Below are 17,465 nucleotides of genomic sequence, written 5' to 3' on the forward strand. Positions count from 1 at the left end.
CCCTTATCCGATGTTCGACAGTTTCAGCAAATGACGCAGGTCGTTGAGCAGGTCCTTACCCTTCACCGTCGGGTCGTAGCGCAGCACCAGATTGCCGTGCGGGTCGATGATCCACAGTTGCGGTGCGGTTTTGCCTCCCGCTGTTTTGGTGAAAGTGGTCAGGTCCATTGGGTAGCGTTGCAGTTGCGGGTATTCGCGGGTCAGCTTGGCGTCGTAATCGGCCGCCAACGGTTGGGCCGCGGCCAGGGCGTGACTGGCACGCCCGGCATCGCGACCGAGGCCGATCTGGATCTGCCGCGCCAGATAAACCAGCTGCTGGCAGTCCACCGAACACTCCTTGGGCGCCGTGACCAGCAATTGCCAACGGTCCTCCTGCGCTTGCACGCCAAGGTCGGCGCGGGTCTGGCCGTTGCCGATCAGCTCGCCGTGATAACTGCGGCCTTCCGGCACCCAGAACTGCAACTTGTACATGCCCGTGGCGAGGATCATCGGACCGATCACCCCCAGCAGGATCAGCAATAACTGCAACCGGCCCTTGCGCCGACTCGCCGGCGTTTTCGCCTCAGACATGCTGGGTGGATTCATGGCCGCTCCCATGGTGTTTCTCCTTTGCGTTGTGCCAGCCGAGATAGAGATAAAGGCCGAACAGGGCGATCGACATGGCGAACCACTGCACGGCATAAGCGATATGTTTTTCCGGCCCCATGGCCACTACCGGCCAATCGGCCTGGTAGGACGCGGGGCCGGCTTCTGCGCGTAATTCGTAGGCAAAACCGTCACGGTCGAGCGCCGTCCACAGCTTGGCGGGTTCGACGGCAGTGATCAGTTGTGGCCAGGTGGCGGTGCTCGGGTCGGCGTGCAATTGGAAGGTGGCGCCGGGGGAGACGTAGACCCAGGCATCCAGGCTCAGGGCCTGAGTCGGTGTCGTGAACTGCGGCGGGGTACGCCGATCCGGCCACGGCAGCCAGCCGCGATTGACCAGCAACCAGAGCCCGGTCGCCTGGTCCTGAAACGGTTGCAGCAGTTCGACGCCGACCTTGCCGTCGCGCTGGCGGTTATCCAGCAGCAGGCTGTGTGCGGCATCGAACTGGCCGTGAATTTGAACCCGGCGAAAGGCTGGATCGTCGGTGTGTAGCAGCTCGGTGCTGGCCATCGGTTCAGCCGTGCGGCGCTCGGCGTAGCTGTGCAGCAGCGCGCTTTTCTCCGCGCCCCGGCTCAATTGCCAGAACCCCAGTGACACCAGCATGGGCAATAGAAGTGCGACCACCAGGGTCGGCACGATGCCCGGCCGGAAGCGCTTCATGGCGTCGCCAGAAAGTCGCTGGTTGCGATAGCTATACTCAAGTGCATCGCCTTTCCCCCGGAGTCCCACCATGCTCAAAGCAGCCATCGTCCTGATGCTGATTGCCACGGTTGTCAGCCTGTTCAGCGGCCTGTTTTTTCTGGTCAAGGACGACAGCAGCTCGAACCGCCTCGTCATTGCCTTGAGTGTTCGTGTTGCCCTGGCCGCTATCACCGTCGGCTTGATTGCCTGGGGTTTTTTCAGCGGCCAGTTGGTTTCTAGTGCGCCTTGGTAAAGCCTCAGAGCACGTAGACGAAAACGAACAGCCCGATCCACACCACGTCCACGAAGTGCCAATACCAACTCGCCGCCTCGAAGCCGAACTGGTGCTCGTTATCGAAGTGCCCGCGCAGGACCCGCATCAGCATCACAAACAGAATGATGGTGCCCATGGTCACGTGGGCGCCGTGGAACCCGGTGAGCATGAAGAACGTCGCGCCGTAGATGCCGGAACCCAGGGTCAGGCCCAGTTCGCGATAGGCGTGGATATATTCTTCGGCCTGAAAACCGAGGAACGCACAGCCGAGCAAGACAGTGATCGCCAGCCAGATTTTCAGCGCACCGCGATGGCCCTTTTTCAAAGCGTGGTGGGCGATGGTCACGGTGACGCTGGAGCTCACGAGCAACACGGTATTGAGCAGCGGCAGGCCCCAGGGGCTGATAACGTCCTTGGGTGCCGGGAAGAGTTTCGGATCCGGGTTGTTCAACAGCGGCCAGACGAACTCGAAGTTCGGCCACAGCATGTGCGCCAGGCCTTTCGCGCCTTCACCGCCGAGCGCCGGACCGGACACATGCCGCACATAAAACAGTGCACCGAAGAAGGCGATGAAGAACATCACCTCCGAAAAGATGAACCAGCTCATGCCCCAGCGGAACGAGCGGTCCATCTGGGCGCTGTACAACCCGCTGCGACTTTCCTTGATTACCGTGCCGAACCAGCCGAACAGCATGTAAGCCAACAGCAGGCCGCCGACGAAAAAGATCAGCGGGCCGTGGGATTCCGGCCGCGCAGCCTTCAGGTCGTTGAACCAGGTGGCCAGGCCGAACACGGTGACGAACATGCCGACGGTGGCGATGATCGGCCATTTGCTCTGGGCCGGTACGTAATAGTGTTCATGAGTTGCCATTTATTGTTCTCCTTATCGGGCACGCTCAGCCGCCAGTGTTTACAGCTACCGGTGGATGTCGGGCGGTGATATCGAACAGCGTGTAGGACAGCGTCAGGTGCTTCACTTCCTTGGGCATGTCGCGGTCAACGATGAAACGTACCGGCATCTCGATCCGTTGACCGGGCTGCAGCACTTGCTGGGTAAAGCAGAAACATTCGGTCTTGTGGAAGTACGCTGCCGCGTTGCTGGGTGCGATGCTCGGCACTGCCTGGGCGCTCATCGGTTTGTCGGTCGGGTTGTGCGCGATAAAAATCATCTCGTTCACTGCCCCCGGGTTGGCCGTCAGTTCGTCACTTTTGGGATAGAAATCCCAGGACATGTCGGCGGAATTGGTCGACAGGAACTGCACACGCACCTGTCGCGAAGTGTCGACCGTCTGCTCGCCCTCGTACTGCCCGGCGGTCTTGCCATTGATGCCGAACGCCTTGCACATCACGTCATAGATCGGCACCAGGGCAAACCCGAAGATAAACATCGCCACCACGACCAGCAGCAGGCGGGTGACGAGTTTTTTCATCGAAATCGAATCAGCCATGGTTTCCAACCTCTTCGCCGAACCCTGTGGGAGCGAGCCTGCTCGCGAAGCAAACACCGCGGTTTAACAGGCAGACCGCGTCATCGTTCTTCGCGAGCAGGCTCGCTCCCACATAGGTTTGTGTGTTCATTTCACTTCCGGCGGCGTAGTGAAGGTGTGATACGGAGCTGGTGACGGAATGCTCCACTCCAGGCCTTCCGCGCCATCCCACGGTTTGGCGGGTGCTGGCGGGCCGCCGCGGATGGTCTTGATTACGATGAACAGGAAGAAGATCTGCGTGGCGCCGAACATGAACGCACCAATCGACGACACCATGTTGAAGTCGGCGAATTGCAGGTTGTAGTCCGGAATCCGCCGCGGCATGCCCGCCAGGCCCACGAAGTGCATCGGAAAGAACGCCATGTTCATGCCGATGAACGAGAGCCAGAAATGCAGCTTGCCGAGGGTTTCGTCGTACATGTGGCCGGTCCATTTCGGCAACCAATAGTAGGCCGACGCGAAGATCCCGAAGATCGCCCCCGGCACCAATACATAGTGGAAATGCGCGACCACGAAGTAGGTGTCCTGATACTGGAAGTCCGCCGGGGCAATGGCAAGCATCAGCCCGGAGAAGCCGCCGATGGAGAACAGGATCACGAACGCCACCGCGAACAGCATCGGTGTCTCGAAGGTCAGCGAGCCTTGCCACATGGTGCTGGCCCAGTTGAACACTTTCACCCCGGTTGGCACCGCGATCAGCAGTGTGGCGTACATGAAGAACAACTCGCCCACCAGCGGAATGCCGACCACGAACATGTGGTGCGCCCAGACGATGAACGACAGGAACGCGATGCTCGCCGTGGCGTAGACCATCGAGGTGTAGCCAAACAGCGGCTTGCGCGAGAAGGTCGGGATGATCGAGCTGACGGCACCGAAGGCCGGCAGGATCATGATGTACACCTCGGGGTGACCGAAGAACCAGAACACATGCTGGAACAACACCGGATCACCGCCACCGGCGGCACTGAAGAAGCTGGTGCCGAAGTGGATGTCCATCAGCATCATCGTCACGCACCCGGCCAGCACCGGCATCACCGCAATCAGCAGGAAAGCGGTGATCAGCCACGTCCAGACGAACAGCGGCATCTTCATCAACGTCATGCCGGGGGCGCGCAGGTTGAGGATGGTGGCAATCACGTTGATCGCACCCATGATCGAACTGATCCCCATCAAGTGGATGGCGAAGATGAAGAACGTCACGCTTTCCGGTGCATAGGTCGTCGACAGCGGGGCGTAGAACGTCCAGCCGAAGTTCGGTCCGCCACCGGGGGTGAACAGGGTCGACACCAGCAGGATGAACGCCGCCGGCAACAGCCAGAAGCTGAAGTTGTTCATCCGTGGCAGGGCCATGTCGGGCGCGCCGATCATCAACGGGATCATCCAGTTGGCGAGGCCGACGAACGCCGGCATCACCGCGCCGAACACCATGACCAGACCATGCATGGTCGTCATCTGGTTGAAGAATTCCGGCTGGACGATTTGCAGTCCCGGCTGGAACAGCTCGGCGCGAATCACCATCGCGAACGAGCCACCCAACAGGAACATGGAAAACGCAAACCACAGGTACAGCGTGCCGATGTCCTTGTGGTTGGTGGTCAGCACCCAACGCATCAGGCCTTTGGCGGGACCGTGGGCGTGATCGGCATGACCATGGTCATCGATGACGGCGCTCATGGCGTGTCTCCTGCAAACAGATGGGCTGGGCAGGCCGGGGCGCGCTGCCCCGACCGGTTCCTTGGTTGCGCAATAGACCGGGTCATTTGCTTTCCGCCTGTTTCAGCTCCAGCACTTCTTTAGGAGTGACCATGTCGCCTTTGTTGTTGCCCCAGGCGTTACGTTCGTAGGTCACCACCGCCGCGATATCGACTTCCGAGAGCTGCTTGCCGAACGCCGCCATCGCGGTCCCCGGCTTGCCGTGGTAGACAATGCTCAGGTGACCTTCCTTCGGTCCGGTGGCGATTTTCGAGCCTTTGAGCGCCGGGAACATCGGCGGCAAGCCCTGACCTTCGGCCTGGTGACAGGCGACGCAGGCGGTGTGATAGACCTTGTCGCCGCGCTCCTTGAGCTCGTCGAGGGTCCATTCCTTGCTGGTCAGTTCTTTAAGCTGCAGGGATTCGGCTTTGCGTTCGGCCAGCCATTTTTCGTAATCGGCCTTTTCCTTGACCTCGACCACGATCGGCATGAAGCCATGGTCCTTGCCGCACAGTTCGGCGCACTGGCCACGATAGATGCCGGGTTTGTCGACGCGGGTCCAGGCTTCGTTGACGAACCCCGGAATCGCATCGCGCTTGACCGCAAAGGCCGGCACCCACCAAGAGTGGATAACGTCGGCGGACGTCACGAGGAAGCGCACCTTGGCGCCAATCGGCAGCACTAATGGCTTGTCGACCTCAAGCAAGTAATGCTCGCCCTTGGTTTCCTTGTTGTGGATCTGGTCGGCAGGGGTCGTCAGGTTGCTGAAGAATTCGACGTCCTGGCCCAGGTATTTGTAGTGCCACTTCCACTGATAGCCGGTGACCTGGATATCGATATCCGGCTCACTGGCGTCGTACATCTTGATCAGGGTTGCCGTCGCAGGAACCGCCATGGCCACCAGAATCAGGAAGGGCACGATGGTCCAGAGGATTTCGACGGTGGTGCTTTCATGAAATTTTGCGGCCACCTGCCCGGTGGAGCGGCGGTGGACCATCATCGACCAGAACATGGCGCCGAAGACGATGATGCCGATCACTACACAGATCCAGAAAATGGTCATGTGCAGGTCAAATACTGCGTGACTGATTTCAGTCGCTCCCGGCGCCATATTCACAGTCCAGGCGGCTTGCGCCTGGCTGAAAATCGACCACAACAGGAGGCCCATCCAGACGTGTGGATGTCGCATCATTGCGGGTTCCCCTTATCGTTCTTGTTATCCCGCCGGCTTTCACCTGCGGCAAGGGAGCGGCTTTTTCAGACTACGAAACTTGAATCGCCGAGCCTTGCTGCGTGTGCAGTCGGGCGTCATCAGCTAACTCCATTCCCACCCGAGTATAGACAGCGACTGCTACCTCGCAACGTGATGGCGTAAATGATCTGAAACAGCTGGGACTTGCGTTCAAGGTCACGAATGGAGAAGGATGCAGACGAGTGGTGGCAAATCGATATAACGGAGGCGTCTCAAGGATGAAACAATTATGACAAATGCGTCTTAGCATTTTTCATAAGCCAGCTAAGTTATGTCTTCCCTATTTCATTGCCTTTGTTTCCTGGAGTTTTCATGAACACCGCCGCATTGCGCGAGCAGATCCAAAAAGCCCAACAACACGAGGCCGAGACCGGCCTGCTGACTCGTCAGCTTGAAACTCAATTGCCACACCTTCACTCCGCCATCCAATTGCCGGATGCCGACGCCAACGGCGTGATGACGCGTTTTGTGGCCGCGTATATAGAGCAAGTGCCAGACCTGCTGGACGCAGCCAATGAAGTCGCCAGGGAAGCGGGTATCGAATCACAGATCAAGCCGGTGCTGACAATCGCCGAGCAGTTCTTCCTCCAGCCACCGGCAATCATGGCCGGTCATGTCGGCCTGGACAGCCTGCTGGATGAAGCCTATCTGGCGCATCGGTTGGTGGAAGAGGTCAATGACCTGTACATCAAGCATTTTGGCCAGCCACTGATCCCCTTGGACATGACGGTCGCCAACCTGATTGCCCACCAACTGATCGGCGAGGATTTTGCCAACCAACTGGATGAGGCGGTGCATCACGCTGTGGATGAGATGCTCAATGAAGACAGTTTCGCGCTGGAGTCCGTGGAGGCCTACCGCGAAAAACTCAACAGCCCGGACACCGGCGCCGCCTGGAAGCGCTGGCCGTGCCTGTCGCGCCAGCTGGGCGTAGGGCTGGAGCTGGATCAGCCGGCGGCTTGATTCTTTAGAATCAGCACCGTCCCCTGTGGGAGCGAGCCTGCTCGCGATTGCGATATGTCATTCAACATTTATGTCGATTGATACACCGCCTTCGCGAGCAGGCTCGCTCCCACATTGATTACTTCTATGCCGTAGAGCCCACTCCGGAGGTGGTTCGTAAACGCCCCTCCAACCGACGCTTCAACCCCCGCGCTTCAATAATCAGCTTCGACCCCTTGGCCGCATTGGCCCGACCCCATTCCTCAAGCAACTCCAGACACGAGTGATCGATGTAGCTCAGGTTATTGAGCGGCACATGCACCGTCGCGCCTGGGGGAATGGTCCCCAGCACCTGGGTCAGCGCCGGCACCTTGAGAAAGGTTGCGGCCCCCGTCAGTCGTAACTCCATCTCACCGTCGGCCGGCAGGTCGATCAGGCTGATTTTCAACCGCGAGGCCTTCCAGGCCAGTTTGGCCAGGGTCAACCCGAAGCCGATCAGCACGCCGGTCAACAGGTCGGTGAAGATGATTGCCAGCGCCGTCGCCGCGTAGGTGAACATCGGCATCCGGCCATAACGGCCCAGACCGCGAAAGGCCTTGAGGTCGACCAGTTTGAAACCGGTATACACCAGCACACCCGCCAGGCTTGCCACCGGAATGCTTTGCAGCACGCTGGACAGCAACAACACGAAAGCCAGCAACCACAGACCGTGGAAGATCGCCGACATTCGCGTGGTGGCGCCAGCCTGGACGTTGGCCGAGCTACGCACGATCACGCCGGTCATGGGCAGCGCGCCAAGCAGGCCGCAGAGCATGTTGCCGACGCCCTGTGCCGACAACTCCCGATCGAAATCGGAGCGCTGGCCGCTGTGCATGCGATCCACCGCCGCTGCGGAGAGCAGGGTCTCGGCGCTGGCGATGAAGGCCACGGCGAAAGCGGCGATCAATAACGTCGGGTCGGCCAGATTGAGCAAGTCGGCGGGCTTCAGCCAGTCGATGGCTTCTGCCAGGTTGGCCGGGACTTCCACGCGTTTGACCTGCAAGGCGAGCATCAGACTCGCGACTGTCGCCAGGCCTACGCCAAGCAGCGCGCCGGGTATGAAGCGAAGAGAGTGCGGACGGAATTTTTCCCACAGCCACATCACCGCAATCGTCGACAGCCCAAGCAACCCAGCCTGCCAGCCAAGGGAAGGCAAGGCCTGGATCACGGCCGCCGGAAAGGCTGCGAGGTTATCCAGCCCCGAAGGCTTGGGCACGGCGTCCAGCATCACATGCACTTGCGACAACACGATCAGCACGCCAATCCCGGCGAGCATGCCGTACACCACCGCTGGCGCCGTGACCCGAAACCAGCAGCCCAGCTTGAAGCGCCCGGCCATCAGTTGCAGAAAACCCGCCAACAGCAGGATGGGACCGAGCATGGCAACACCATGCTGGCGCACCAGTTCAAAGACCAGCACCGCCAGACCCGCCGCCGGGCCGCTGACTTGCAGAGGCGAACCTGCAAGCCAACCGACGACCAGTCCACCGATGATCCCGGTGATCAAACCCTTGGCCGGCGGCAGGCCCGAGGCGATGGCGATGCCCATGCACAAGGGCAGGGCGACCAGAAACACAACCACGGACGCCAGCAGCTCCCGTGGCAGAACAGCTTTGAGTTGAGCAGCACGCATGGTGACTCTCCCGAAGTTTTCTTCAGGCGTGGCAAAGCCAGGCTGCTTGATCAGCAACCTCGGCTAAACCACACCTGGGAGTATTTAGAAGCGCGCTTTGGGCGTCGCCACGGGGATCGGATGGCTGCCATCAAGCGGCAGGAAACACCCTTTGTCCGCGTCGTAAGCTCTGATTTCGCTGGTTTCGATGTTGTAGATCCAGCCATGGATAAACAGCTGACCGTTAGCCATGCGCGAGGCGACCGAAGGGTGCGTGCGCAAATGCTGAAGCTGGGCGATCACGTTTTCTTCGGTGAGGACATGCATGCTTTCGCTTTCGTCAGCGCAATGGCAGTTTTCCTGGACCATCGATTTCGCCACTTCGGCATGACGCAGCCAGGCTTTTACCGTGGGCATTTTTTCCAGGCTTTGCGGGTTGAGCACGGCACGCATCGCGCCACAGTCGGAGTGCCCGCAAATGATGATGTGCTGTACGCCGAGGGCCAGGACCGCGTATTCGATGGCCGTGGAAACACCGCCGTTCATCTGCCCATAGGGCGGCACAACGTTGCCGACGTTACGGGTCACGAACAGGTCGCCGGGGGCGCTTTGGGTGATCAGTTCAGGAACGATGCGCGAATCGGCGCAGGCGATAAACATCGCTCGAGGGCTCTGAGCCGTGGCGAGTTTTTTGAAGAGTTCTTCCTGCTGGGGAAAAACTTCGTGATGAAAATGCAAAAAGCCGTCAACGATATGCTTCAGCGCTGCATCGGCGGTTTCCGCCTCGGGTTGGGCTGAAGCCGACGCAGCCAACGGCTGTTTATCCTTGTCACTCATGATTCATCCTCTTTGGCGGAGTCAGGGAATTTTCCCGTTTTGTCCGGTGTGAAGCCAGTGGCTGTTTAAAAAACATCCAGGCCGAAGATCTCGACCCGTCAGTCACTCGATGAACAAGGTATCTATCGAAACTTAACTCAAACTGAATCAAGCGCTCTAGGACGTGTGTTCCAGGTCACAAAAAACGTGACCAGCCTAATGGCCAAGTGCTTTTCCTCCTACTCAACCATAGGCCAATTGTCCTCAAATCAACGACATCTGGCGACCTGGCGGACAGAAGGCGTCGCAGTCCAGGTTAAAACCTTCGCGATGATTGAGCCCCAACCGTTTGATCGATTTGGCAAAGCGTTGCGCCAACAGATCGGCAAACGGCCCCTCTCCGCGCATTCGGGCTCCGAACCGACTGTCGTAGAGCTCCCCGCCACGGCTCTGGCGGATCAGGCTCAACACATGAGCGGCACGCTGCGGATAGTGGGCGGCCAGCCATTCTTCGAACAGCGGCGCCACTTCCAGCGGCAGCCGCAACATCATATAGGCGGCGCTCTGGGCACCGGCAGCATGGGCTTCGTTGAGCAGGCTTTCGAGTTCGCTGTCGTTGATCATCGGAATCATCGGCGAACACAGCACGCCCACCGGTATCCCGGCTTCGCGCATGACCCGGATGGCACGTAGCCGGGCCTTGGGCGCAGCCGCGCGCGGTTCGAGGATGCGTTTGAGTTCATCGTCGAGGGTGGTGAGGCTGATCATCACCGCCACCAGCCGTTGCTCGGCGAGTTCGGCCAGCAGGTCCAGGTCCCGAAGAATCAGCGAGCCCTTTGTAATGATGGTCACCGGATGCCGATAACGCAGTAGCACTTCAAGGGTCTTGCGGGTGATTTTGTGTTCGCGCTCGATCGGCTGGTAGGGATCGGTGTTGGAGCCCAGATTGATCGGCGCGCATTGATAGCCGCGCTTGGACAGCTGTTCTTCCAGCACATCGGCGGCGTTGGTCTTGGCGATCAGTTTGGTTTCGAAATCGAGCCCGGGTGACATGTCCCAATAGGCATGGCTGGGGCGCGCGTAGCAGTAGATGCAGCTATACTCACCGATAAGAACCAATGCACGGTGAGCCCAATGTCAGGCAACGTATACAGCTACATGCGGTGGAGTACAGACCGCCAGTCAGACGGGTCTACCGAAGCCCGCCAGCGTGCGGCTCAGGAAGCATTCTGCAAGCATTACGACATGACATTGGTGGAAGAGATCGCCGACCCCGGCATGTCCAGCTTTCGCGGGAAGAACGCCCATGAAGGCAAGCTACGTGAATTCATCAACCGTGCAAAACGTGGCGAGATTCCACCCGGTAGCCTTCTCCTGTTTGAGAACGCCGACCGCATGTCACGGATGCAACTCGCTCACGCCGTCCCCCTGTTCTTTGAAATCCTTGGTGCTGGCCTGAGGATTGGTATTGCCGACCGCCTACAGGTGTATACGCCGGGAACACTCGATTTGGGTGGCCTCATGACCATCCTTGTCGATATGGAACGGGCCAACGCTGAGTCGAAACGGAAGAGCGATTTTGGCCGTGCTGGTTGGGCCAAGGCACATGTACGGATGGAAGCAGGGGAGGTGACGACAGACAAGGTGGCGCAGTGGCTTGAGGTTGAGGGTAAAGGTACGGAACGCCGTTTCAAGGTGAAGGAAGACATTGCCAAACAGATACGGGCCCTGTTCACCGCCTCTCTCCAATACGGTGTGGCTGAGTCATGCCGAAGGGTAAACGAGCAATACGGTTCAAGCTGGAAGATTCACCAAGTGCAATACTTCCTCAAGAATCGCCGTCTGATCGGTGAACACACCATCACCAACTACAGCGAGTCAGCAGGCAAGAACATGCCATCCGACCGGGTGCTAACTGACTATTACCCGGTGGTTGTGGATAAGAACCTGTTCGCCGAGGTGCAGGCAGTAATCAGCCAGCGTAAGCCCTTCGCCGGTAAGCAGGACGCCAGCAATCTCAACATCTATAGGGGGCTGGTGAAGTGTGCCGCCTGTGGTGGAAGCGTCCGGTTCATGTTCAAGACGAAGAAAGAGTACTTCATGTGTACCAACAGCATGAGTAACAGTTGCGCAGGGCCAGGAATTCGCAGCATCCGGGGTGAGCACCTTCGCCGCCTCCTGTTCAAGTTTGAGCACTGGGCAGACCTGAGACAGTATTTCATGCAGTCCAGCGAAGACCTCAAGACCCTACGTCGTGAGCGTGACGCCTTGCTGGCGCTGATAGACAAGATCGCCACACGTACCACCCAGACACAACAGCGCCTCATGGATGAAGACGACACAGACCGCCAATCGGTGCTGCTGGACATGCTCACCAAGGCCAAGGGAGACGACAGAGAAGCACGGGCCAAGCTGGCGACTGCTGAAACGCAACTGTCAGAGCTGGAAGACGCCTTCACCATTGCCGGGTTGGATGTGGGCAATCGTGTTGAATGGATGCTCAACGACCGTAGCGAAGCGGCTGCACTGGAACGTGCCCGTATCAACCGCTACCTGTCGAACGTCTTTGAAAAGCTGGTGATCGACTTCGAAGCCAAGACCTTATCCACAGTGGTGAAATCAGCGCTCAAGGGTAAGGTGACGGAGTTTCAAGCCACCATCACCAGTCCACCAGACAGACGCTTCACAACGCCTACAGGCCCCGTCAGGATCGCCGGGAAGAGTCAGCGTGTACCGGGTGCAGCGGGTGAGGTGTTCACGCCGGAAGAGCTGGAAGCGCTCAAGGATGTGACATGGGAGACGCCCGTGCAGCTCGTGCCGAGCAAGCTGGGAGGGTGAATTCCATAGAAAACCCTATACCATTCGGACTCCAATTTGCTGTCAGATGAAAGGTAGTTGACATTTCAGACGAAAGGTACTATGCAAGATCGGAATATCATGGTACAATACAGTAAAGAGGGAGAGGTTTTTTCTACGCGCTTCACCCCCCAGTTTTGCCATCACTAAACCAAATCCAGAACACCAAACCGGGCCAGCCGACGCTGAGTTTGGTTTTCGTCGTTTCCAAAACATCCGCACCGAGCCTGTGTTGCCATAGAGTTCGGTGCTGCTGTATGACCAAGGCCCTTAGAATGCCTTCTGACTCCAGTTGCAAGTCTGGTGGTCAACAACTTGTAGATCAGGCTGGGAAGCCTCCGAGTCGCTGACAGGGCGATGATCGAACCTCTGTCACAGGCCGTACTGCACGCAAGGCAGTCATTTACACCGTGACAACTCCGGTGGGCCACGAGTTGAGAGGGAGTTGTTAGATTTCTCCCTCGATCCAAATTCGCAACATCCTTCATGGTGATACTTTTATAGGGCACGACGTAACAGTCCTGCCCTATCTGTTTGCCTTTTATCCTATCTGTGACATCAAACCAACCCATTCAGCATCTGTGACAACTTCAATTCAGGAGGTGGCCCCTTATGGCCTTAGTCTTTCAACTTTGTGAAACTTGCGGAATTCGCTACGCCAGTCGAACAGTACGTAGCAAGACCTGTTCAAGTGCATGCCGTCAACGAGCATGTAGAGCAGCCAAGCAACAAAGTGCAACACCCACAGCAACACAACCCAACATAAAAACAGAAGGAAACAACACCATGAGTAACAAACCAACACAACCCCAAGCACCACAAACACCAATGCTTCACACATTCAGCGACTCGGAATACCGAGAACGCTGCCAGAACGCAAAAGGCTTCTACGAATCACGAATCGAAAAGCCATACGCCGGTATCCTCGGTGCAATCGTAGAGTTCACTCCCGCGAATCTGATAGATGCGCTGGAACTCTACCATGAGTACCGAAAAGCGAGCTGGCTACCACTTGACTCAGTGGGAGGACTACCAACTGCAATGTTGATTGAGAGCCCTCAGGCATCATTCATTACTATCTACTTGAAGAAGCCACCGCACCAACAAGAGAGTGACCTTGTTAAAGTTTGCAAGCAAGTGAAGGCAGACTACGAAGCAGAGCTTGAAGCCGCTTTGAATGCTGAAATTGACCGCCAAGTGGCGATGTCGCTGGCTAAAGATGAACGTGACCGCCTACAGGCCGAACAACAACAACGCTTGAACCGTGAACAAGAAGTGCGTGATGAACTCGCTGCATCACGTGCCAAGCTTCGCGATGAACTAATAAAGTCAGGAAGATTGACCAAAGAAGGCACAGCACAATGAGCCGACGACTATCGCTAACAAAACCATCCCAGACAACACTACTAACCGAGGATGAAATCAGCGCTATGGTGGATCAGTTCTTGGGTAATGAACTGGCCAGAAGTAAGGACGGCACTCTAACCCAAGAGCAGCAGATGGGCATTGCCGCCGAAGAACTGAGAATCCAGTTGGATAACTTGGAAATGGCAAGACACAGGGAGGACCAATAATGGATAACCTAACTCGTATCTTGCTCACCAAGTATCAACCTGATAGCCCGCTATTGCAGGAGGCTCTACAAGCCGCTACAGAGGCTGTAATTAAACAAGCGCTACCCGAGCCTAAAGAAGTTGCTGTAGCGCCTCCAGAGTTCCCACAGAAGGCCGTAGCAATGAGTAACGGGCGCACCGGTGTTATCAACATCGTAATGAGCGCGGATGAATACAGTGACGCGGTGATTAGTGCAGCGTGCCACAAGTTCAATGCAGAGAATCGTCAAGCAATGAGTCACAGCTATCAACTACCCGTCACATATGAAGGTATCCCCGCAGGTTCGTGGGTTTACGTAGAATTCGAGGAGCTTTAATGGAAAAAACTGTTTCACCGATTCAACGGCTGCATAAAGCCGGTCACACATATCACGCTGTTTTCACCGTCCTGTCAGCAAGCGTTGCCGGAGTCGGTGATGATATTTCCACCCGAGATTTCATGAGTCAATTCGGTGATTTTGCCAATCGCTGGCACGGATTCAAAGTGACATTTGAATATAAGTGGATTCGACATGAATCCGGCACTCTGTTCTATGCAATCACTGGAACTCGATCTGTCTTGAAAGCATTTGAAGCATACCTCCAACATTTGGGCATTGCCGGTAGAACACACGTTGAGCATTACGGGCGTAGACATTCAGAATTTGAACAAGATGTCGCGCTACTGTTTCACCCAGTTCATGGGCGCTATGGAAGAGGGGGAAGACGTTGAATTCGGAAATCATTGCCAAACTCGTTGGCGCCCTTACGTTTCAAGTTGATATTTCAGGTCTTCAACGCTTTGAGCGTGGATTGGCTCAAGCACGCCAAAAGATGATGGCTCTGTCTCGTGAGGCAGATGTTCTCAGTAAGAAACTCGGCACCAAGATGGGCATCAAGGTTGATAGCGCCGCACGCGACAAACTAGACAAGTCTGTCCGTGCAAGTCTTGATCGTGAATTGAAGTTGGAACAATCGCTACAGCGTACCAAGCGTGCAACATTCGCTGCTGAGTTGGCTGGTATGAAACTCACCAGCGCGGGCAACAAGGAAAACGCAGCGCTACAGGGCCAGGTCTTGAGAGACAAGATCGGTCAAGCCGTCCTTGAGGCGAAGAGTGCAAAAGCTGCACAGGAACGATTGAAGGCGTCAGGGCTGGAAGTTAAACAGGCTCAGTCCCTTGAAGCGCACAAGCTGCGTCAAGCCAAGATGGAAGCAGTGCTAGCCACTGCCCAGCAACGCACCGTTCTATTGCAACAACGTCAACAGGCTGGCATGACAGCAATGCAGCGTGCGGAACTAGCGCTGCAACAGAGTAGAACTCGCGCCCAGAGAGCCACCGAGAAGCATCAAGCCTCTGTGATCGCCCAGAAGGTGCGAGAAGATCGCCTAGCTACACGGACTCAGCAGCAGGCAGAGAAACACGGATGGGCCACACAGAGACAGGCTGCTTGGGCCGCGAAGCAGGCAGCACCAGCGCCTTCAACCGGCTTCATGGGCCTCGGAACAGGTGCATTGGCCCTAGGTGGTGTGACGGCTGGCCTTGCCGCTGTTGTAGCTGCTGTGGGCGCTCTTGGTGATCGTCTGTCGGCAACTCAGGCCCGAGTTTCTGACAGTCAGCAGTTCTCCAACATCTTGGAGCAGGCAGCAGGAAAGAACCCAGCAAACAAGGATTTTGCAAAGGCTGAGTTCCTTCGCATCAGCCAGAAATATGGCACCGCTGTCGATAATGACTCAGCCAAAGATTACCGCACCTACTTGCTCGCCCAGATGGCCCGAGGCAAATCACTCAGTGCCGCTACCGAAGACTTTGAAACCACAATGTCAGCCTATCGCGGTGCGGGTTTGACGCGTGACGAACAGCGTAGAACTTCCCTGCAATATCAACAAGTTAGGTCGAAAACGGTCGCTGATCGGGAGGATCTGAACACATTCAGTGAGGCCGCACCATTGCTCGTTGAACCTATCCGCCGTGCTTGGGCTGAGCGCAACAAGCATGCCCTTGATGCCAATCTGGAGAAGGATTTCAGAGCATCCACCAAGACGAGCAACCTGAAAGCTATCGACTTTGAAAACGGTATCAAGCTGTTCGTGAAGGAGAACGCCGCTGCAATTGAACGGCAGAACGGGAGCATCGAGGCAAACGCCACACGCTTGGCTAGCCAACAATTCTTGCAGCAACAGGGACTAGATGAGAGCCCCGAGCTAATCGGTGCAATCAATGAGCGCATCAAAGCAGAAATGGATTTGACAGAGGCAATGAAGCCCTTCAAGGAAACAATGGTGCAGTTCGATATCGGGCTTGCCCGTGTAGCAGCTTCGATGCTTCGTCTCACCGCTGGTAAGAATGGTGACGGCACCGAGAAGACGGAAAAAGACCGAGCACAAGAAGTTGGTAGTGCTGGATTTCCAGAAGGGGCGGGGGCTATCGATCCAAGTGTAATGGGTGGTGGGCCAAGACCATCTACCGGCGAGAAAGTGAAAGACCCAATTAGCTTGTTGTTTAGATGGCTAACCAATACGCCGGATTATGAAGAGGGGCCATTCAAAGCGAATAAGGTAGATGTGGGGGGGATGTTCAACAAGCTGGATTTGTCGAAGTTTGGCGCTGAGCCACCAGATGAAACTGGCCAGATGAGACAGTTCCGCCCATACCAACCGTTCACGAGCGCCGATATTATGAGTGCAGCGGAAGAACGCCAGCTCCAGAAACAACCAGCCCCTTCGTGGTTGGGGGCAATGGATATCAATGGGCAGGTGATTAACAAGCCAGATGAGAAAAACATTGATCAATCCATGCACACAGACATCAAGATTGATGTAGTCGTTAACGCAATCGATCCTAACGGCAAGGCACTTGGCGATGCTATTGGTGATGCTGTAACAGAGAAGGTTGATGCCAAGGTGAGCCAGTTGTTGCAAACAACTCGTTCTGCACAGAAAGAGGTCGAGTGATGAAAGGAATCATCCGCGCCATTATGTTGGCCTGTTTAGTTCAAATCTTAGCCAGTGGGGTGTTTGCTACTTACATGTTAGACCGTGCAAACATCGTCTCCCAGAGCTACACCGACACAGCACTACGATTGCAATACAACCAAATGCAAGTTCAGTTCAGCGATGAGCGCAGCAGTATGAAAGAATACGTGGAGAAGATTGTTGCTCTCCGTATCAACCAATCAAGGGGAAGCAAACAATGAAATACGATGAAATCGCTAGTCAACCCAACTACATGCAGGCGTGTAGAGATTATCTCGCCGAACAATACGGTGAAGCTGTTCCACTTCAATTGCCTTCTACGACAGAAACGCTGTGGAATTCAATCTTGTCAGGTGCAACAGAAGAACTCGCCCAGTTACATATCTTGAGTGACCATCGTCTACCACCACCAAACAAGAGGGATTAACAATGAAACAACTTTACACAAGTGCAGCAGAAGCAATGAGAGCAGCATTCGAACTATCTAAACTCCTGGGGCGGCCTGTATGGCGCCATATGGGCGTGGATAGACGTGGAACCACAGTTTGGGTTGTCTCGTTAGATAACAACGCTCAGAGCGCACTACAGGAGGTTCTAGCATGA

At 56.4% G+C, this 17,465-nt stretch carries 18 protein-coding genes and 1 pseudogene; 10 read left to right on the plus strand and 9 right to left on the minus strand.

Annotated elements, in window-relative coordinates; translation table 11 throughout:
- Positions 1–3: 3 nt before the first annotated feature.
- Positions 4–597: a hypothetical protein gene (locus RHP74_RS00415; protein ID WP_042932974.1), complete on the minus strand. Its 594-nt coding sequence runs from the start codon at positions 595–597 to the stop codon at positions 4–6.
- Positions 563–1,303 (minus strand): SURF1 family protein, encoded by a 741-nt coding sequence (locus RHP74_RS00420; protein WP_083375340.1) that lies wholly within the window; start codon positions 1,301–1,303, stop codon positions 563–565. Before RHP74_RS00420 ends, RHP74_RS00415 begins: the two co-directional genes overlap by 35 nt.
- Before the next feature lie 70 nt (positions 1,304–1,373).
- Between RHP74_RS00420 and RHP74_RS00425 the strand changes: the two genes are divergently transcribed.
- Complete coding sequence (locus RHP74_RS00425) at positions 1,374–1,577, plus strand: twin transmembrane helix small protein (RefSeq protein ID WP_010465658.1); 204 nt, start codon at positions 1,374–1,376, stop codon at positions 1,575–1,577.
- 4 nt (positions 1,578–1,581) lie between these two features.
- On the opposite strand, the gene RHP74_RS00430 is transcribed toward RHP74_RS00425, so the two are convergent.
- The 4 genes from RHP74_RS00430 to coxB all read right to left on the minus strand — a co-directional run bounded on the left by RHP74_RS00430 (position 1,582) and on the right by coxB (position 5,969).
- The gene (locus RHP74_RS00430; protein WP_154913656.1) at positions 1,582–2,469 is read right to left on the minus strand and encodes a cytochrome c oxidase subunit 3; all 888 of its coding nucleotides are present in this window, start codon (positions 2,467–2,469) and stop codon (positions 1,582–1,584) included.
- 25 nt (positions 2,470–2,494) lie between these two features.
- The gene (locus RHP74_RS00435) at positions 2,495–3,046 is read right to left on the minus strand and encodes a cytochrome c oxidase assembly protein (RefSeq protein ID WP_010465661.1); all 552 of its coding nucleotides are present in this window, start codon (positions 3,044–3,046) and stop codon (positions 2,495–2,497) included.
- A gap of 126 nt (positions 3,047–3,172) precedes the next feature.
- On the minus strand, positions 3,173–4,759 hold the full coding sequence (gene ctaD / locus RHP74_RS00440) for a cytochrome c oxidase subunit I (protein ID WP_010465663.1): 1,587 nt from the start codon (positions 4,757–4,759) through the stop codon (positions 3,173–3,175).
- 82 nt (positions 4,760–4,841) lie between these two features.
- Positions 4,842–5,969 (minus strand): cytochrome c oxidase subunit II, encoded by a 1,128-nt coding sequence (gene coxB, locus RHP74_RS00445; RefSeq protein ID WP_010465665.1) that lies wholly within the window; start codon positions 5,967–5,969, stop codon positions 4,842–4,844.
- A gap of 372 nt (positions 5,970–6,341) precedes the next feature.
- On the opposite strand from coxB, the gene RHP74_RS00450 reads away from it, so the two are divergent.
- Entirely contained in the window at positions 6,342–6,992 is a 651-nt protein-coding gene (locus tag RHP74_RS00450) for a hypothetical protein (RefSeq protein WP_010465667.1), read from the plus strand.
- A 124-nt stretch (positions 6,993–7,116) separates the two neighbouring features.
- Here the strand turns inward: RHP74_RS00450 and RHP74_RS00455 are convergent, their stop codons facing one another.
- The 3 genes and pseudogenes from RHP74_RS00455 to RHP74_RS00465 form a co-directional block, all read right to left on the minus strand.
- A complete protein-coding gene (locus tag RHP74_RS00455; protein ID WP_010465670.1) occupies positions 7,117–8,643 on the minus strand; it encodes a SulP family inorganic anion transporter in 1,527 nt (508 codons plus the stop codon).
- Positions 8,644–8,727: 84 nt separating this feature from the next.
- A complete protein-coding gene (locus tag RHP74_RS00460) occupies positions 8,728–9,459 on the minus strand; it encodes a carbonic anhydrase (RefSeq protein ID WP_010465672.1) in 732 nt (243 codons plus the stop codon).
- A 243-nt stretch (positions 9,460–9,702) separates the two neighbouring features.
- Positions 9,703–10,542 (minus strand): annotated as a pseudogene (locus tag RHP74_RS00465) (PA0069 family radical SAM protein); the annotation flags it as partial.
- 30 nt (positions 10,543–10,572) lie between these two features.
- Between RHP74_RS00465 and RHP74_RS00470 the strand changes: the two are divergent.
- From RHP74_RS00470 to RHP74_RS00505, 8 genes are all read left to right on the plus strand, one after another.
- Positions 10,573–12,276, plus strand: a complete 1,704-nt coding sequence (locus RHP74_RS00470) for a recombinase family protein (protein ID WP_311097152.1) — start codon at positions 10,573–10,575, stop codon at positions 12,274–12,276.
- 804 nt (positions 12,277–13,080) lie between these two features.
- Entirely contained in the window at positions 13,081–13,659 is a 579-nt protein-coding gene (locus RHP74_RS00475) for a hypothetical protein (RefSeq protein WP_311097153.1), read from the plus strand.
- Positions 13,656–13,868 carry a hypothetical protein gene (locus RHP74_RS00480; protein ID WP_311097154.1) on the plus strand — a complete coding sequence of 71 codons (213 nt, stop codon included), beginning with the start codon at positions 13,656–13,658 and terminating at the stop codon, positions 13,866–13,868. The genes RHP74_RS00475 and RHP74_RS00480 overlap by 4 nt, the downstream gene beginning before the upstream one ends.
- Complete coding sequence (locus RHP74_RS00485) at positions 13,868–14,224, plus strand: hypothetical protein (RefSeq protein WP_311097155.1); 357 nt, start codon at positions 13,868–13,870, stop codon at positions 14,222–14,224. The genes RHP74_RS00480 and RHP74_RS00485 overlap by 1 nt, the downstream gene beginning before the upstream one ends.
- The gene (locus RHP74_RS00490) at positions 14,224–14,619 is read left to right on the plus strand and encodes a hypothetical protein (protein ID WP_311097156.1); all 396 of its coding nucleotides are present in this window, start codon (positions 14,224–14,226) and stop codon (positions 14,617–14,619) included. Before RHP74_RS00485 ends, RHP74_RS00490 begins: the two co-directional genes overlap by 1 nt.
- Entirely contained in the window at positions 14,616–16,841 is a 2,226-nt protein-coding gene (locus RHP74_RS00495; protein ID WP_311097157.1) for a hypothetical protein, read from the plus strand. Before RHP74_RS00490 ends, RHP74_RS00495 begins: the two co-directional genes overlap by 4 nt.
- Positions 16,841–17,083, plus strand: a complete 243-nt coding sequence (locus RHP74_RS00500) for a hypothetical protein (RefSeq protein ID WP_311097158.1) — start codon at positions 16,841–16,843, stop codon at positions 17,081–17,083. Before RHP74_RS00495 ends, RHP74_RS00500 begins: the two co-directional genes overlap by 1 nt.
- Entirely contained in the window at positions 17,080–17,289 is a 210-nt protein-coding gene (locus RHP74_RS00505) for a hypothetical protein (protein WP_311097159.1), read from the plus strand. The genes RHP74_RS00500 and RHP74_RS00505 overlap by 4 nt, the downstream gene beginning before the upstream one ends.
- Positions 17,290–17,465: the final 176 nt, after the last annotated feature.

Origin of the sequence: Pseudomonas sp. SG20052 (genome assembly GCF_031766055.1) — a bacterium.
GTDB classification, from domain to species: domain Bacteria; phylum Pseudomonadota; class Gammaproteobacteria; order Pseudomonadales; family Pseudomonadaceae; genus Aquipseudomonas; species Aquipseudomonas mandelii.

Excerpts from the sequence above, each read along its gene's own strand:
- ctaD (WP_010465663.1), bottom strand. The coding sequence starts at position 4,759 with ATGAGCGCCGTCATCGATGACCATGGTCATGCCGATCACGCCCACGGT.
- RHP74_RS00420 (WP_083375340.1), bottom strand. The coding sequence starts at position 1,303 with ATGAAGCGCTTCCGGCCGGGCATCGTGCCGACCCTGGTGGTCGCACTT.
- RHP74_RS00500 (WP_311097158.1), top strand. The coding sequence starts at position 16,841 with ATGAAAGGAATCATCCGCGCCATTATGTTGGCCTGTTTAGTTCAAATC.
- RHP74_RS00455 (WP_010465670.1), bottom strand. The coding sequence starts at position 8,643 with ATGCGTGCTGCTCAACTCAAAGCTGTTCTGCCACGGGAGCTGCTGGCG.
- RHP74_RS00505 (WP_311097159.1), top strand. The coding sequence starts at position 17,080 with ATGAAATACGATGAAATCGCTAGTCAACCCAACTACATGCAGGCGTGT.
- coxB (WP_010465665.1), bottom strand. The coding sequence starts at position 5,969 with ATGATGCGACATCCACACGTCTGGATGGGCCTCCTGTTGTGGTCGATT.
- RHP74_RS00425 (WP_010465658.1), top strand. The coding sequence starts at position 1,374 with ATGCTCAAAGCAGCCATCGTCCTGATGCTGATTGCCACGGTTGTCAGC.
- RHP74_RS00480 (WP_311097154.1), top strand. The coding sequence starts at position 13,656 with ATGAGCCGACGACTATCGCTAACAAAACCATCCCAGACAACACTACTA.
- RHP74_RS00460 (WP_010465672.1), bottom strand. The coding sequence starts at position 9,459 with ATGAGTGACAAGGATAAACAGCCGTTGGCTGCGTCGGCTTCAGCCCAA.
- RHP74_RS00430 (WP_154913656.1), bottom strand. The coding sequence starts at position 2,469 with ATGGCAACTCATGAACACTATTACGTACCGGCCCAGAGCAAATGGCCG.
- RHP74_RS00415 (WP_042932974.1), bottom strand. The coding sequence starts at position 597 with ATGGGAGCGGCCATGAATCCACCCAGCATGTCTGAGGCGAAAACGCCG.
- RHP74_RS00485 (WP_311097155.1), top strand. The coding sequence starts at position 13,868 with ATGGATAACCTAACTCGTATCTTGCTCACCAAGTATCAACCTGATAGC.
- RHP74_RS00435 (WP_010465661.1), bottom strand. The coding sequence starts at position 3,046 with ATGGCTGATTCGATTTCGATGAAAAAACTCGTCACCCGCCTGCTGCTG.
- RHP74_RS00475 (WP_311097153.1), top strand. The coding sequence starts at position 13,081 with ATGAGTAACAAACCAACACAACCCCAAGCACCACAAACACCAATGCTT.
- RHP74_RS00490 (WP_311097156.1), top strand. The coding sequence starts at position 14,224 with ATGGAAAAAACTGTTTCACCGATTCAACGGCTGCATAAAGCCGGTCAC.
- RHP74_RS00470 (WP_311097152.1), top strand. The coding sequence starts at position 10,573 with ATGTCAGGCAACGTATACAGCTACATGCGGTGGAGTACAGACCGCCAG.
- RHP74_RS00450 (WP_010465667.1), top strand. The coding sequence starts at position 6,342 with ATGAACACCGCCGCATTGCGCGAGCAGATCCAAAAAGCCCAACAACAC.